The organism is Curtobacterium sp. MCSS17_005, assembly GCF_003234225.2.
Taxonomy (GTDB): Bacteria; Actinomycetota; Actinomycetes; order Actinomycetales; family Microbacteriaceae; genus Curtobacterium; species Curtobacterium flaccumfaciens.
This window is the reverse complement of sequence record NZ_CP126258.1, coordinates 2,293,719-2,308,263: the sequence shown is the minus strand read 5'-3', so window position 1 is coordinate 2,308,263 and position 14,545 is coordinate 2,293,719. Positions and strand designations below refer to the sequence as shown.

Genomic DNA, 14,545 nt, shown 5'->3' with positions numbered 1-14,545 from the left:
GGCGTTGCTTGTCCGGTGCGGCCTTGTAGGCCGGCTCCGTGCGGGCAAGCTCGCACGGAGTGGCGGGGTGCGCACGGTGCGCCGCCCCGCCCCGCGCCGCCACCCCCGCCGCGCTACGGCAGCGTCGGCGCCGCCGCCACCAACGCCCGCGTCACCGGGTGCTGCGGCGCGTCGAGGAGCGACACCGGCCCGTGCTCGACGATCCGGCCGTCGGACATCACGGCGACCGTGTCGCACAGCCGCTGCACGACGCCGATGTCGTGCGACACCAGCACGAGCGTCAGCCCGAGGTCGTCGGCGAGCGACCGGAACAGCTCGATCACCCGAGCGCGGACCACGACGTCGAGGGCGCTCATCGGCTCGTCGCCGAACAGGATCCGGGGCGAGTGCACCACGGCCCGGGCGATCGCGATCCGCTGCCGCTGCCCGCCGGAGAACTCGTGCGGGTACCGGTCGACCGTGTCGGCGGGCAGGTCGACGCGCTCCAGCACGGCACGGACCAGGTCGTCGTGCGAGCCCGGGACCTGCAGGGCCCGGAGCGGCTCGGCGACGATCGCGCCGACGCGCATCCGCGGGTCGAGCGACGCGTACGGGTCCTGGAACACCACCCCGGTCTCGCGACGGAACCAGCGCAACGCACGCGCGGACCGGGACGCGACCACCGGACGGCCGGAGGCGGCGACGGTGCCGGCGGAAGGGGCCTCCAGGCCGGCGAGCAACCGGACCAGCGTGGACTTGCCGGATCCCGATTCGCCGACGATGCCGAGCCGCGCGCCGGGGGCGACGGTCAGGTCGACGCCGTCGACGGCGGTGCGGACCGGACCGGGCTCGAACGGGCCGCGGCGGGGGAGTCGGTAGGTGCGGTGGAGGCCGGTGGCGTGCAGGACGTGGGTCACGCGGATCCTCCAGGGCGACGGGCGGTGGCGCGGGCGGCGTCGACCAGTGCGACGGTGGCGGGGTGCTGCGGTGCGGCGAGCAGGTCGGCGACGCGACCCTCCTCGACCACCCGGCCGGCGTCGAGCACCACGGCGGTGTCGGCGATGCGCGCGAGCACGGCGAGGTCGTGGGTGACGAACACCATGCCCGCCGGCAGGTGCTCGAACAGGTCGAGGATGCGGGCCTCGGTCGTGACGTCGAGCGCCGTGGTCGGCTCGTCGGCGACCAGGTACGACGGCTCGCCCGCCATCGCCATCGCGATGCAGATCCGCTGCCGCTGCCCGCCGGACAGCTGGTGCGGGTACTGCCGCAGCAGCGACTCCGGATCGGGCAGGCCCACGGACCCCGCCAGGTCGACGGCTGCCGCGCGGGCCGCACGCCGGTCGAGCCCGCGGTGCAGCCGGAGCGGCTCCGCGATCTGCGCGCCGACCCGGCGCAGCGGGTCGAGCGCCGTCCCCGGCTCCTGGAACACCATCGCGATGCCCGATCCGCGGTGGCGCGCGCGCTCGCGGTCGGGCAGGCCGACGAGTTCGGTGCCGTCCAGGCGGACGCTGCCGGTCACGACGGCGCCGGCGGGCTCCAGGCCCATCAGGGCGAGCGAGGTCATCGACTTGCCGGATCCGCTCGCGCCGATCACGCCGACGCGCTGGCCGGGAGGCACGGTGAAGCTGACGTCGTCGAGGATCGTCCGCCCCGTGATGCGGACCGACAACCCGCGCACCTCGAGCCCGGAGGCTGCGGTGGCGTGGGCGGTGCCGGTGGCGTCGGCGGTGCCGGCTGCGCTGGTGGGGCCGGCTGTGTGGTCGGTCATGCGGTCACCCCCGGCGTGGTCGTCGCCGAGTCGGCGCTCCGGTCGCTCGCGGTGCCGTCGGTCGTCGCCGGGTCGGCGCTCCGGTCGCTCGTCGTCAGCCGCGGGTCCGAGGCGTCACGCACCGCGTCGCCGAGCAAGGACAGTGCCGCGACGACGAGGGCGATTGCGGCTCCCGGCCAGGTCGCACTCCACGGGTGGACCCCGATGTAGGTCTGCAGGTCGGACAGCAGGCTGCCCCAGGACGCGGTGTCCGATCCGGCGCCGTAGCCCAGGTAGGACAGCCCGGCCTCGGCGAGCACGGCCGTGGCCATCGCGAGCGACAGCTGCACGGTGAACAGCGGCGCCGCGTTCGGCACCAGGTGACGGAAGAGCACCCCGGCACCGCCGACGCCGGAGGCCCGCGCCGCGGTCACGTAGTCGCTGCGGGCGATCCGCCGGATCTCGCCGCGGGCCACGCGGGCGATCGTCACGCCGAAGGACAGCCCGACGCTGACGATCACGACGCCGAGCGACCCGCCGAACACCGCGGTCAGGAGCATCGCGGTGAGCAGGGTCGGGAACGCCACCAGGATGTCGAGCAGGACCGCGGTGCCCTCGCGCACCCAGCGGGCGGTGAGCGAACCGATCGCGGTGAGGACGATGCCGACGACGCTCGCGATCACCCCGGAGCCGACGGCGACGAGCACGGTGGTGCGGGTGCCGGCGAGCAGGTAGCTCGCGATGTCGCGGCCGGCGGCGTCGGTGCCGAACCAGTGCGCGGCGCTCGGGCCCTCCCACTGGTGGAACGGGTCGGCGCGGAACGGGTTCTGCGGCGTCCAGACGAGCGACACGGCGGCGAGCACGAGCAGCAGGCCGAGCACGACGACGGCGAAGACCCCGGTCGGCCGGGACACCAGGCGGCGGATCATCCCTGCACCTCGCGCTGTCGGGGGTCGAGGGTGCGGTGCACGACGTCGACGGCGAACCCGACGAGCAGCACGAGTCCGGTGAGCACGAGCAGTTCCGACTGCACCTTCGTGATGTCGCGGCGGCCGACGTCGGTCACGAGCATCCGGCCCACCCCGGGCAGCGAGAACAGCTGCTCGACGACGACTGCGCCGACGAGCAGCCCGGCGATCTGGACCCCGAGCACGGCGAGCACCGTGAGGGCGACGCTCGGCAGGCCGTGGCGGAGCAGCGCCTGCGTGCGGGTGAGCCCGACGGCGGCGGCGGTGCGCAGGTGGTCGGCGTCGAGGACGGAGAGCGTGGCGGACCGGGTGAACCGGAGGATCACGGCGCCCTCGACGGCACCGATCGTCAGCGCGGGCAGCACGAGCGACGCGAACGCCCGCCCGGGTTCGGACCAGCCGTCGAGCGGGAAGCCCTGCGTCGGCAGCCAGTGCAGCGTCACCGCGAACAGGGCGATCAGGAGCATGCCTGCCCACACGACGGGCACGGCGGCGACCGCCTGCGCCGCGAACCCGATCACCGCACCACCCGGGCGGCGACGGAGCACCGCGGCGACCACCCCGAGCGGGACGCCGATCACCAGCGCGGTCGCCAGGGACATCGCGGCGAGCGGCAGGGTGATCGCGAGCTTCTGCGCGATCTCCGGTGCGACGGCACCGTTCGTCACCAGCGAGCGGCCGAGGTCACCGCGGAACACCCCGCCGATCCAGTCGAGGTACTGCACCACGACGGGCCGGTCGAGTCCGAGCTGCTGCCGGAGCTGCTCAACCTGCGCGGGGGTCGACTGCGTGCCGGCGACGACCTGGGCGACGTCACCGGGCAGCACGCGGAGCGTGGCGAAGATGATGACGCTCGCCACGAGCAGGCCGACGACGAGCAGGAGCACCCGCCCGATGAGGAACCGGGTCACGACACCGATGCTACGGGGACGGACACCCCGCCGCGGCCGCTCCGGGTCACTTGACCGCGAGCTTCGCCAGGTCGAGGCGCGAGTTGCCGCCGTCGACCGGGAAGCCCGTCACGCCGGAGCGCACCGCGGTGATCTCGGTCGCCGTGTAGAGCCACTCGCCGGCCGCGTCCTCGCTGACGATGCGTGCAGCCTTGCGGAGTGCCTCGGTCTTCGTGGCCTCGTCGGTCGCCGCGATCGACTGGGCGTAGAGGGCCTGCACCTTCGGGTTGTCGTAGCCGAAGTAGTAGTCCGGGTTCGCCCAGTTGCCGAAGTCACGGGCCTCGACGTGGTCGACCATCGACAGGTCGAAGTCCCGCTCGCCGGACTTCGGTGCCTGGAACACGGAGGACAGCCAGGTGGCGAAGTCGACGCGCTTGACCGTCAGGGTGATCCCGACGTCGGCGAGCTGCGACTTCAGCACGTCGCCGATCGTGGTCGGGTAGATGTTCGCGTAGGTGAGCGTCAGCTTCAGGTCCTGCTGGCCGGCGGCGGCCAGGAGCTTCTTGGCGTTCGCGGGGTCGTACGCGTCGATGTCGGTCAGGTCCTCGTAGCCGGGGTCGAGCTCCGGGATCGGGCCGCCCTGCTCCACGCCGGTGCCGCCGATCGCCTTGATGAGCGCCTTCGCGTCGATCGCCTGCCTGATGGCCCGGCGCACGCGCTCGTCCGTGAACGGTTCCTTGCGGTTGTTGAACGCCAGCGTGTACTTGTCGGTCGTCTTGCCGCTGTGCAGCGCGATGTCGGCGTTGCCCTGCAGCTGGCTCTTGAGCGTGCCGTCGACCGGGTTCAGGACGTCGAGGTCACCGTTCGCCATCGCGTTGACGGCGGTCGACGGGTCCGTGATGTACCGGAAGACGATCTTCGCGACCTTCGCCTTCGTGCCCCAGTAGTCCTCGTTGCGGTCGAAGGTGAGCGAGTCGCCCTGCTTCCAGCTCGCGACCTCGAACGGGCCGGTGCCGTTCGCGCTGTCGGACAGGTCGTTGTCCGCGGCCTTCTCGAGCACCAGGCCGGAGCGGCCGGTCAGGTTCCAGAGCAGGTCGGAGTCCGGCTTCGCGAGTTGCAGCACGACGGAGTCGTCCGACGGCGAGGTGATCGACGTGACGCCCGCGAGCTTGGCCGAGTCGACGTACGAGTCGTTCGACTTGACCTGCTCGAGCGACCACACGACGTCGGCCGCGGTGACCGGCTCGCCGTCCTGGAACGTCGTGCCGTCCCGCAGCGTGAACGTGTAGGTCAGGCCGTCCTTCGAGACCTCGTGCGACGAGGCCAGCACGTCACGGATCTCGCCGTCGGCGGTCCGGCCGACGAGCCCCTGGTACACGTTGTCGATGAGCACCTGGTCGAGCGCCGCCCCGGACTGGGTGCGGATGTCGAGACTCGTCGGCTCGAGCACCAGCCCGACGCGCACCGTGGCGTCCTTGCCGCGGGTGGTGTCGGACGAGCCGGAGCAGCCGGCCAGCGCCAGGGCGGAGACGACGGCGACGGCCGTGGCGGCGAGGGCAGCGCGCCCGATGCGCGAGGTGCGCGCGGTGCGACGGGGCAGGAGCGGACTCATGGGGTGGTGGGTTCCTTCCGGGCACGAGGGCTGGGATCGGGCCTCGCGCTCGCACGAGGGTACCGGCGGCTGGTGCCGTCCGGCGACGGTTCTTCGATCGGGTGCAACAATTCGTGCCGCTCCGCCCATGCCCGGATCGCCGAAGCCAGTTCGAGGGGTGCCTGGTTCTGCACCGCGTGCCGCGAGGTCACCGTCACGATCTCGGCATCCGGCAGGCGTTCGGCGAACCCGGCGTGCAGCTTCGGGGAGACGTACCCGCGGTCACCCCGGACGAGCAGGATCGGCACGCGCAGTGCTTCGAGGTCCGGCCACGCGTCGGCGAAGCGCCCCACCGACGATGTCCGCCCGGCGGGCAGGTGCGGGAAGTGGTGGCGGCGCACGAGTCGTCCGTCCGCACCGAGGGCTGTGGTGTGCCGGGCCTCGCGCAGCAGCACCTGCCGGTCGTCGCCGACTCGCGCCTCGATCGCCCGGTCGACGACCTGCTCGAGGGACTCGAACGGCTCCTCGGCCTCCAGCGCGCGGGCGATCCGGTCGACCGCACGCTGCGCGAGGTCCGGCGACATGTCGACGAGCACGAGCCCGGTGACCCGCTCCGGCGCCGTGGCTGCGAGTCGAGCGGACAGGATGGCGCCCAGCGAGTGGCCGACGACGATCCCCGGCGGCACCGCGAGCGCGTCGAGCGCGGCGAGCACGCTCGGCGCCGTCGCGGCCGCCGCGTAGTCCGCGTCCTCCCGCCACGACGACCGGCCGTGGCCGGGCAGGTCGAGGGCGACCGCCGGCTCGCCCACGGCGAGTGCCGTGGTGTCGAAGCTGTGGGCGTCGATGCCGAGCCCGTGCAGGTAGGTGATCCGTGCCTCCTGGCCGTCGTCGCCCCACCGGATCGCGGAGGTCTCCTGCCCGTCCGCGGTGCGGACCACCTGCCTGGAGGCGCGGAGCGGCGCGTGCACGCCGCTCGCGCTGGCGAGGGCGGGCAGGTCGGCGAATTCGTCGTCGGGGGCTTCGGGCACGGGGACGATCCTCGCACCGTTCCGGGGGCCTGGAGACGTTAGGTAAGGCATGCCATACTCGATTCCGTGGCAACCCGGTATCGCGTCTTCTCCGTCCGCGTGGCCGCCGTCACGTCACTCACCCCGAACTTCGTCCGGGTCACGCTGACGGGCGACGCGCTCGCCGACTTCTCCTCGGTCGGTCTCGACCAGCGGATCAAGATCGTGCTGCCCCTGCCCGGCATCGGCTTCTCCGAACTGCCGGAGGACGAGGACTGGTACGCCGCCTGGCGCGCGCTGCCGGACGACGCCCGCAACCCGCTCCGCACCTACACGGTCCGCTCGTTCCGGCCGGACGCCCGCGAACTCGACATCGACTTCGTCGCGCACGGCGACACCGGTCCGGCGTCGCGCTGGGTGTCGGCCTGCCGCGTCGGTGACGAGCTGCGCATCGTCGGGCCGCGGGTCCCCGAGTCGCCGGAGGACCTGCCGACCGGGGCCGCCGAGTTCGCTCCCGGGCACGCGAACCGGATCCTGCTCGCCGGGGACGAGACCGCCGCACCGGCGATCTGCGCCATCCTCGAAGCCCTCGACGTCTCGACCGTCGGTCACGTCTTCATCGAGGTGCCCACCGACGCCGACCGGTTGCCGGTCGCCGCGCCCGCCGGGGTCGAGGTCCGCTGGATCGCCCGCAACGGCGCCACCCACGGTGTCCGGATGACCGACCAGGTGCACGCCTGGGCGTCCACCGTCGCGCCGTCCGCCGCCGCGTGCGAGCCGGCCGCCGAGCTCACCGACGTCGACGTCGACGAACAGGTGCTGTGGGACGTCCCCGCGCCCGTCGACGAGCGCCCCGTCTACGCGTGGATCGCTGGCGAGGCCGGCTGCGTCAAGGAACTCCGCCGCCACCTGGTGCGCGGCGTCGGCATCGACCGCAAGCAGGTCGCGTTCATGGGCTACTGGCGGCACGGCAAGGCCGAGCACTGATGCCCACCTCGGGCACCGCGCTCGGTCCGGTCCCGACCACCGCGCTGGGGGCCCGTGGGCTGACCCTGGCCTACGACGACCGGGTCGTGGTGGACACGCTCGACGTCGACATCCCCGACGGCGAACTGACGGTCATCGTCGGGCCGAACGCCTGCGGCAAGTCGACGCTGCTGAAGTCCTTCGCCCGCACCCTGAAGCCGCGAGCCGGCACGGTCTTCCTCGACGGGGCACCGATCGACTCGTACCGCCCGAAGGCCGTCGCCCGGCGGGTCGGCATGCTGCCGCAGACCCCGATCGCCCCCGACGGCATCACCGTGCGTGACCTGGTGTCCCGGGGCCGGTTCCCGCACCAGGACCTGCTGCACCCCTCGTCCGGGTCCGACCGGCAGGCCGTGCAGGCCGCGCTCGAGCAGACGTCGACGGTGGAACTGGCGGACCGGAGCGTCGACGAGCTCTCCGGCGGGCAGCGGCAGCGGGTGTGGATCGCGATGGTGCTCGCGCAGCAGACCGACATCGTGCTGCTCGACGAGCCGACGACGTTCCTCGACATCGCGCACCAGTACGACGTGCTCGAACTCGCCTCCACGCTGCACGCCGCCGGTCGCACGGTCGTCGCGGTGCTGCACGACCTGAACCAGGCCGCGCGCTACGCCACCCACGTCATCGCGATGCGCGACGGGGCGATCGTCTCGGCGGGGACGCCGTCGTCGGTGCTCACCGCGGACCTCGTCGAGGACGTCTTCGGCCTGCCGTGCGTCGTCGTCCCCGACCCCGAGACCGGCACGCCGCTCGTGGTGCCGCGGCGGCGCGCGGCCTGACGCGGGCGGCGCGTCACCGGGCCGTGCCGAGGTCGCACGATTTGCCGCCCGCCCGGCGTCGGGACGACGGTTCGCGCGACCACGACGATGCGCACGCGGCGTGTCGCGCGACTTCGGTCACGTGCCGCCGCCGAGCGGCCACGACTCGTCGTGGGCCGGGCGCCGAGTGGTCACGAACCGTCGGCTGACGGCGCCGCAGGCGACGGTCTGTGACCGCTCGCCGCGGGGTAGGCGGGGTGTTGTGACCGGCGGGCGGGCGGGGTGGGCGTGGGGCCCGGCGGCCTGGAGGCCCGTGGCGGGCGCCGGCACGCGCCTCCAGGCTGTCGACTGGTCGCGTCTCGTCGCCTGGCCGGCCCGCCGCCGAGTGGTCACGAAAGGCCGTGGGCCAGGCGCCGAGCGGTCACGAACCGTCCGCTGGCGGCGCCGCAGGCGACGGTCTGCGACCGTTCGCCGCTCACCCGGCGGGGTGTTGCGACCGGCCGGCCCCGGCCGGCACGCCCGCCGAGGTCGCACGATCTGCCGCCCGACCGGCGTCGGGACGACGGTTCGCGCGACCACGACGATGCGCAGCGGCGTGTCGTGCGACCGCAGCACACCCGCACCCGCACCCGCACCCGCACCCGTCAGCGGTAGCCGCCGTCCTCCAGGCCGGCCTCGACCTCGAACCGGTTCCGCAGGGGATCCCGCCCGGCCACGGCGTAGAGCAGCGGCATGAGCATGCCGTACCGCCGCCACTGCTCGACGTGCACCCGCTCGTGCCGGAGCACCCGCGGGCCGTCGTTGTCGCGGGTCAGGTACACCGACCCGACGCAGGTGCCGCCGCGTCGGAACACCCAGCGTGGCAGCCCCGTGCAGACCACGAGCCCGTCCTCCACCCGGATCCGCCCGGTCGACAGGGGGACGCCCACGGCGAGCCCGACGGCGGTCGCGAACACCCACCCCGCGCGGGACACGGGGGAGTCGAGCAGCGGGTTGCGCACGCTCAGGCCGGGCGACCGTACGTCTCGAGCAGGCGGAGCCAGATCTCGTTCATCGTCGGGTAGGCCGGCACGGCGTGCCACAGGCGGTCGATCGGGACCTCGCCCACGACGGCGACGGTGGCGCCGTGCAGCATCTCGGCGACGTCCTGGCCGACGAACGTGACGCCCACGACGACCCCGCGGTCCTCGTCGACGACCATCTTCGCGCGGCCCGTGTAGCCGTCTGCCTGCAGCGAGGACCCGGCGATCGCACCGAGGTCGTACTCGACCGCGCGGACGTTCAGCCCCTGTTCGCGGGCCTTCGCCTCGGTCAGGCCGACGCTGGCGACCTCGGGGTCGGTGAAGGTGACCTGCGGCGAGGCGGCGTGGTCGGCGGTGGCCACGTGGGCACCCCACGGCTCGGTGTGCAGCGGCGTGCCCTGGTACCGGGCCGCGATCGCCTCGCCGGCGGCACGCGCCTGGTACTTGCCCTGGTGGGTCAGCAGGACGCGGTGGTTGACGTCACCCACGGCGTACAGCCAGTCGGTGCCGTGCACGAGCATGGTGTCGTCGACGTCGAGCCAGTCGCCCGCGGTCAAGCCGACGGTCTCGAGCCCGAGGTCACGCGTGTGGGCGGCGCGGCCGGTGGCGGCGAGCACCTCGCTCGTGATGACCGTGGTGCCGTCGTCGAGCTCCGTGGTGACGAGACCGTGCTCGTCGCGGTCGACCCGGACCGGGTTGACGCCGGTGCGGACGTCGACACCGAGTTCGCGCAGGGAGTCGGCGACGAGTTCCCCGGCGAAGGGCTCCATGCCGCCGAGCAGACCGTGCCGGGCGACGAGGGTGACCTTCGCACCGAGGGACGCCCACGCGGTCGCGAGCTCCGAGCCGGAGACGCCGCCGCCGATGACGAGCAGGCTCTCGGGGACCTGCTGGGCGCTCGTGCCCTCGCGGGTGCCCCACGGCTTCGCCTCGGCGAGACCGGGCACCGGGGGCAGCGTGTGCAGGGAACCGGTGACGACCGCGACGGCGGCGCGCGCGGTGTGCGTCTCGCCGTCGACGTCGATGGTCTTCGGTCCGGTGATGCGGGCGTGCCCGCGGATCAGGTCGATGCCGGCGGACTCGAGCCACGAGACCTGGCTGTCGTCCTTCCAGTCCGAGGTGAACGAGTTGCGGCGGGCGAGCACGTGGGCGGCGTCGAGCGTGCCGGTCACGGCCTGCTTCGCACCGTCGAGCCGCTTGGCGGCGGCGAGGGCGTGTCCGCTGCGCAGGAGCGCCTTCGAGGGCATGCACGCCCAGTAGGAGCACTCGCCGCCGACGAGCTCGGCCTCCACGATCGCGACCGACAGGTCGCGCTTCCTGGCGTAGTCCGCCACGTTCTCGCCGACAGCGCCGGCTCCGATCACGATGAGGTCGTAGTCCGTCATGCTGCCGAGCGTACGCGGACCGGCAGGGGGTCCGCCGGTCGCGTCGTGCGCGTGGTCAACCCACCCGGGAGGCGCTGGTCACCGCTCCGACGACGCGCAGGATCACGCCGAGGTCGTCCACCGCCCGGTCCGGGTCGACGGGGGCGAATCCGGTGAGCGCAGCGCCGACGAGGCGCCGGCCGCGGGTCGCGGCCTGGATGCGCTCGACGAGCGCCGCGCCGTCGAGGCCGAACGGGACGGGTTCGAGGAGTCCGTCGACCTCGGACGGGTCGAGGACGTCGAGGTCGACGTGCACGAAGACCGATGCGGCACCGGTCCGCTCGACGGCTGCGGCGAGGGCGTCCGGGGTGGCGGCGTCGACGTCGAGGTGCACGATCCCGGCCTTGTCGAGGGCGGCCCGTTCGGCGTCCTCCACCCCGCGGACCCCGGCGACGACGACCGAGGACGCCGGCACCACCGGCAGGACGGGGAACAGGTCGTCGGGGCGGTCGACCAGCAGGCGCAGGGCGGCGTTCTCGGCGGCGACGGGCTGGGCCCGGTTGAGCGCGCGGTACCCGCTGGACCCGGAGATGCGGACGAACGCGGTGTCCGGTGCGAGTGCGGCGGTCGCGCCGAGGACACTGGCGCCGTCACCGCCGACGACGAGCACCGGTTCGGTGGCGACGGCGGTCTCTTCCGCGACGCGTTCGGCGACGGCGAGCACCGAGGTGTAGCGGGCGACGGCGGTCTCGAGGCGGTCACCCGCTCCGGCCGGGACGTCGACCACGGTGGTGGACGCCCGGGGGAGGTCGGCCGCGATCGCCGACGCGCCGTCCCCGAGTCGCATCGCGCGCGACGACGCCGAACCCTGCCACTGACCGACCACGAGGAAGTGCATCGTCTCAGTCTGTCAGCTGGGGTCCGGCGTCGTCAGGGCGTTCGTCAGATGCTCGAGGATCCGCCGGACTTCAGCGCGGCGAGCCGTGCCTCGACCTCGGCGTCCTTGCCGACGTCCTCGAGGCTCTCGAACTGGGCGTCGAGGCTGGACGACTGCAGCTCCTGCTGGCCGAGCACCTTCGCCTCTTCGCGGCGGACCTTCTCCTCGAAGCGGCCGAGGTCGCTCGTCGGGTCGAGCACGTCGATGTTGCCGAGGGCGTCGTTGACGCGGGACTGCGCCTCGGCGGTCTTCGAGCGGGCGACGAGGTTGTCCCGCTTCGCGCGGAGCTGCTCGAGCTTCTGCTCCATGCCGGCGAGACCGGTCTTGAGCTTCTCGACGGCCTCGTTCTGCGACGCCAGGTTCGGCTCCGCGTCCTTGACCTCCTGCTCGGCGGCGATCTGCTTTCCGATCGCGATCTTGGCGAGGTTGTCGAACTTGTCCGCCTCGGCCGACTTGCCCTCGGAGCGGTACTTGTCGGCGGCGGCTGAGGCGTTGGCGGCCTTCTGGCCCCACTCGACCGCGGCCTTCTTGTCCTCTTCGTGGTCCTGCTCGAGCAGGCGCACGTTGCCGATGGTCTGCGCGATCGCGGTCTTCGCGTCGGCGATGTTGTTCGTGTAGTCGCGGACGAGCTGGTCCAGCATCTTCTGCGGGTCCTCGGCGTCGTCGATGATCTGGTTGATGTTCGCGCGCACGAGGGTGGAGATGCGTCCGAAGATGGTCTGCTTGGCCATTGCTGTTCCCTTTCGTGGAAGTCCTGTGGACGGTGTTGTCGGGTCGTGTCTGGTTCTGGGTGCCGGAGGTCAGGTCCGGTCGTGTCGGGAGCGGGGGAGCGTGCCCGTCAGAAGCGGCCGCCGCCGGAGAAGCCGCCGCCCCCACCGCCGCCTCCGCCGAAGCCGCCACCGCCGCTGAAGCCCCCGCCGCCGCCGAAGCCGCCGCCCCCGAAGGAACCGCCGCCGTAGCTGCCGCCGCGACCGCCGAGCAGGCCGCCGAGGACGAGGCCGGTGACGAGGCCGCCGAGCTGGGCACCGCCGCCGCCACCGCCCTGGCCGCCACCCCAGCCGCCAAGGTCGTCGTTGGCGGCGTCCATCGCTGCGGCCGCGTACTGCTCGGCCGCGCGGGCGGCGTTGAGCGCCTGGCCGGGGTTGCTCGGGGCGAGCTCGACGGCGTCGTCGTAGGCGCGCTGGGCCTCGGACAGCCGGGTCCGGGCGGTCGGGCCGATGCCGCCGCGGTGCAGGGAGACGTAGTCGCGGGCCTGGCTGATCCGGTTGCGGGCGTCGCGCAGGGCCGCGTCGAGCGCCTGGGTGGCCCGCTGGCGCTGTTCCTCGGCACCCCGCGCCGCGGCGATGGCCTGGTCGATCTCGGTGTTCGCCCGGGTCAGCGCGTCGACGGCCGCCACCGGGTCCTTCGGGTCGAGCCCCTGGCGGAGCACGGCCTCGGCACGGGTGACCGCGGCGGCGAGGTCCGGCCCGCCCGAGCGCAGGCTGCGGGCGGCGGCGACGTCCCCCTGGACGTCGATGCGCATCGCCTCGGCGCGGGCGGTGGCCTCGTCGAAGGACTGCTCGGCGGCGAGTGCGCCGTCGGTGAGCTGCTGCACCTGGGCGAGCGCGTGCTGGGCATCGCGGACGGCGACGACCGCCTCGCCCTTGTCACCGGCCGCGATGGACGCGGTGGCGGCGTTCGAGCGTTCGGTGGCGAAGGCGAGCACCTGGTGGGCCTGGTCGACGTTGTTCGCGACGGTGGCGAGGGTGCGGCCGGTGTAGCGTGCGCGGACGCGGTCGAGTGCTGCGGCTGCGGCTCCGACCGAGGCCGGTGCGGCGGCCACGGCCTGGGCGAGCGACGCGGCTGCGTCCTCGATGCCGTCCTCGAGGGAGCGGAGCTGGTCGAACGCCTCGGTCTGCTCCTCGATCGCGGCGTGCGCGCGTTCGCAGATGACGATGATCTGGTTCGCCCACTCGGCGCGCTGCTGCGGGGTGTCCGGGATCTCGTCGTCGAGCTGCTGCCGGATCGTGAAGGCCTTGCGGACCTCGCGCTGGGCGGCCTGCACGGCGTCGGCGAAGGGCTTCGCGGCGTCCGGGCCGAACTGGGCGCTCGCGAACCCGACCTCTTGCTCGGCGGTGCGGAGTTCGTCGTCGATGGTGACCAGGGCGCCGCCGGCGGTGCGTTCGAGGTCGGCGAGCGAGGCTTCCTGCGCCTTCGTGGCCGCGGCGGTGCGGCGCTTGTTGCGTGTCCGGATGACCAGGACCACGACGATGAGCCCGACGACCACGACGAGCAGCAGGATCCACAGCCAGGTGAGGTCGACCGGGGCCTGCGACTGGGTCAGCCCGTCGGCGAAGGCCACGGCGGCGCCGGACCAGTCGCCCTGCTTGAGCCCGGGGAGCAGCGAGTCGTTGACGGCGTTCTCCACGTCGGACGAGGAGATCGCGGTCTCGTTCGTCTGCTGCACGTCGTAGTTGCGCTCGTCGACCGCGACCGAGAGCAGGATGCCGTCGGTGTCGATCTGGTTCTGCTCGAGCACGGCCCGACCCCACTCGGTGTGGTCGGTGGGGTCGGTGAAGGACGGCACGAACACGACGAACAGCTGCGTCTGGGTCTCGGAGTACAGGTCCTGCACGGCCTGCTCGACCTTCGACTGCTGGGATGCGGTCAGCGCGTCGGCCTCGTCGAGCACGTACGCGCCGCCGAGGTCGACGGGCGCCGTGGCGTGGGCGGTCGCTGCCGGAGCCAGGACGATGAGCATCGCGACCAGGGCCGCCGTCACGCGGCTCCACAGCCGCGTTGTCCCCCTGTGCCCGCTCGATCCGTCCGTGCCCGATCCGTGCTGGACCGCTCGCATCCGTCCTCCGTCCGTCGCCGGTCGGTACCCCGTGGCACCGCACCGGACCGCGCCACGAGTGCGCTGTCGCCCGGAGTCTATCCAGGCCACGCAGGGGCACGGACAGACTCTGGGGGAACGCTCCGGACCGTGCTTCCTGTGGACGTCTTGTCCCCCGTACCGGGGTATGCTGGCGCCACTGTTCGACGATGAACGGAAGGGGAAGAACGATGGAACGCACCATGAGTACCGAGGTCGTCCCGCTCGAGGACGGCTACCACCGGGTGTCGACTCCGGCGACGGGCGTGATCGGTTTCGTGCGCGAGCACGACGGCCGCTACGAGGTCCTGCGCGGACGTGTTCGCCAGGCGACCCGTTCCGAGGGCCTGTACAGCACCATGAACGTCGCGCTCATCGCGTTGACGCACGCCTGATCCGCCC

The 14,545-nt window shown here is 73.2% G+C and carries 14 protein-coding genes; 3 read left to right on the top strand and 11 right to left on the bottom strand.

Annotated elements, in window-relative coordinates; all coding sequences use genetic code 11:
* Positions 1–113: 113 nt before the first annotated feature.
* Genes DEJ20_RS11075 through DEJ20_RS11050 form a run of 6 tightly spaced genes read right to left on the bottom strand, consistent with a single transcriptional unit; the run spans position 114 to position 6,203 of the window.
* Positions 114–902: an ABC transporter ATP-binding protein gene (locus tag DEJ20_RS11075; protein WP_502866597.1), complete on the bottom strand. Its 789-nt coding sequence runs from the start codon at positions 900–902 to the stop codon at positions 114–116.
* Positions 893–1,747 carry an ABC transporter ATP-binding protein gene (locus DEJ20_RS11070; RefSeq protein ID WP_258377141.1) on the bottom strand — a complete coding sequence of 285 codons (855 nt, stop codon included), beginning with the start codon at positions 1,745–1,747 and terminating at the stop codon, positions 893–895. The genes DEJ20_RS11075 and DEJ20_RS11070 overlap by 10 nt, the downstream gene beginning before the upstream one ends.
* Entirely contained in the window at positions 1,744–2,655 is a 912-nt protein-coding gene (locus DEJ20_RS11065; protein WP_111235102.1) for an ABC transporter permease, read from the bottom strand. The genes DEJ20_RS11070 and DEJ20_RS11065 overlap by 4 nt, the downstream gene beginning before the upstream one ends.
* Positions 2,652–3,605, bottom strand: a complete 954-nt coding sequence (locus DEJ20_RS11060; protein WP_111101358.1) for an ABC transporter permease — start codon at positions 3,603–3,605, stop codon at positions 2,652–2,654. Before DEJ20_RS11060 ends, DEJ20_RS11065 begins: the two co-directional genes overlap by 4 nt.
* A gap of 46 nt (positions 3,606–3,651) precedes the next feature.
* On the bottom strand, positions 3,652–5,196 hold the full coding sequence (locus tag DEJ20_RS11055; protein ID WP_111235101.1) for an ABC transporter substrate-binding protein: 1,545 nt from the start codon (positions 5,194–5,196) through the stop codon (positions 3,652–3,654).
* On the bottom strand, positions 5,193–6,203 hold the full coding sequence (locus DEJ20_RS11050) for an alpha/beta fold hydrolase (RefSeq protein ID WP_181431520.1): 1,011 nt from the start codon (positions 6,201–6,203) through the stop codon (positions 5,193–5,195). Before DEJ20_RS11050 ends, DEJ20_RS11055 begins: the two co-directional genes overlap by 4 nt.
* 66 nt (positions 6,204–6,269) lie before the next feature.
* Here DEJ20_RS11050 and DEJ20_RS11045 point away from each other — a divergent pair, with 66 nt between their 5' ends.
* Positions 6,270–7,169, top strand: a complete 900-nt coding sequence (locus tag DEJ20_RS11045) for a siderophore-interacting protein (protein WP_258377140.1) — start codon at positions 6,270–6,272, stop codon at positions 7,167–7,169.
* Positions 7,169–7,987, top strand: coding sequence for an ABC transporter ATP-binding protein (locus tag DEJ20_RS11040; RefSeq protein ID WP_111235098.1), 819 nt, complete (start codon positions 7,169–7,171; stop codon positions 7,985–7,987). Before DEJ20_RS11045 ends, DEJ20_RS11040 begins: the two co-directional genes overlap by 1 nt.
* Positions 7,988–8,610: 623 nt before the next feature.
* Here DEJ20_RS11040 and DEJ20_RS11035 read toward each other — a convergent pair.
* From DEJ20_RS11035 to DEJ20_RS11015, 5 genes are all read right to left on the bottom strand, one after another.
* Positions 8,611–8,967, bottom strand: coding sequence for a Fe-S oxidoreductase (locus tag DEJ20_RS11035; RefSeq protein WP_175330772.1), 357 nt, complete (start codon positions 8,965–8,967; stop codon positions 8,611–8,613).
* Positions 8,968–8,969: 2 nt separating this feature from the next.
* Positions 8,970–10,373: a dihydrolipoyl dehydrogenase family protein gene (locus DEJ20_RS11030; protein ID WP_027465800.1), complete on the bottom strand. Its 1,404-nt coding sequence runs from the start codon at positions 10,371–10,373 to the stop codon at positions 8,970–8,972.
* 55 nt (positions 10,374–10,428) lie between these two features.
* Positions 10,429–11,250: an arginase family protein gene (locus tag DEJ20_RS11025; protein WP_111235097.1), complete on the bottom strand. Its 822-nt coding sequence runs from the start codon at positions 11,248–11,250 to the stop codon at positions 10,429–10,431.
* Between the two features lie 44 nt (positions 11,251–11,294).
* Positions 11,295–12,020, bottom strand: coding sequence for a PspA/IM30 family protein (locus DEJ20_RS11020; RefSeq protein WP_110859024.1), 726 nt, complete (start codon positions 12,018–12,020; stop codon positions 11,295–11,297).
* Between the two features lie 107 nt (positions 12,021–12,127).
* Positions 12,128–14,050, bottom strand: a complete 1,923-nt coding sequence (locus DEJ20_RS11015; RefSeq protein WP_284183326.1) for a TPM domain-containing protein — start codon at positions 14,048–14,050, stop codon at positions 12,128–12,130.
* A 284-nt stretch (positions 14,051–14,334) separates the two neighbouring features.
* On the opposite strand from DEJ20_RS11015, the gene DEJ20_RS11010 reads away from it, so the two are divergent.
* Positions 14,335–14,538, top strand: coding sequence for a hypothetical protein (locus DEJ20_RS11010; RefSeq protein WP_110895554.1), 204 nt, complete (start codon positions 14,335–14,337; stop codon positions 14,536–14,538).
* The last annotated feature ends 7 nt before the right edge of the window (positions 14,539–14,545 follow it).

Excerpts from the sequence above, each read along its gene's own strand:
- DEJ20_RS11070 (WP_258377141.1), bottom strand. The coding sequence starts at position 1,747 with ATGACCGACCACACAGCCGGCCCCACCAGCGCAGCCGGCACCGCCGAC.
- DEJ20_RS11065 (WP_111235102.1), bottom strand. The coding sequence starts at position 2,655 with ATGATCCGCCGCCTGGTGTCCCGGCCGACCGGGGTCTTCGCCGTCGTC.
- DEJ20_RS11055 (WP_111235101.1), bottom strand. The coding sequence starts at position 5,196 with ATGAGTCCGCTCCTGCCCCGTCGCACCGCGCGCACCTCGCGCATCGGG.
- DEJ20_RS11040 (WP_111235098.1), top strand. The coding sequence starts at position 7,169 with ATGCCCACCTCGGGCACCGCGCTCGGTCCGGTCCCGACCACCGCGCTG.
- DEJ20_RS11030 (WP_027465800.1), bottom strand. The coding sequence starts at position 10,373 with ATGACGGACTACGACCTCATCGTGATCGGAGCCGGCGCTGTCGGCGAG.
- DEJ20_RS11025 (WP_111235097.1), bottom strand. The coding sequence starts at position 11,250 with ATGCACTTCCTCGTGGTCGGTCAGTGGCAGGGTTCGGCGTCGTCGCGC.
- DEJ20_RS11020 (WP_110859024.1), bottom strand. The coding sequence starts at position 12,020 with ATGGCCAAGCAGACCATCTTCGGACGCATCTCCACCCTCGTGCGCGCG.
- DEJ20_RS11010 (WP_110895554.1), top strand. The coding sequence starts at position 14,335 with ATGGAACGCACCATGAGTACCGAGGTCGTCCCGCTCGAGGACGGCTAC.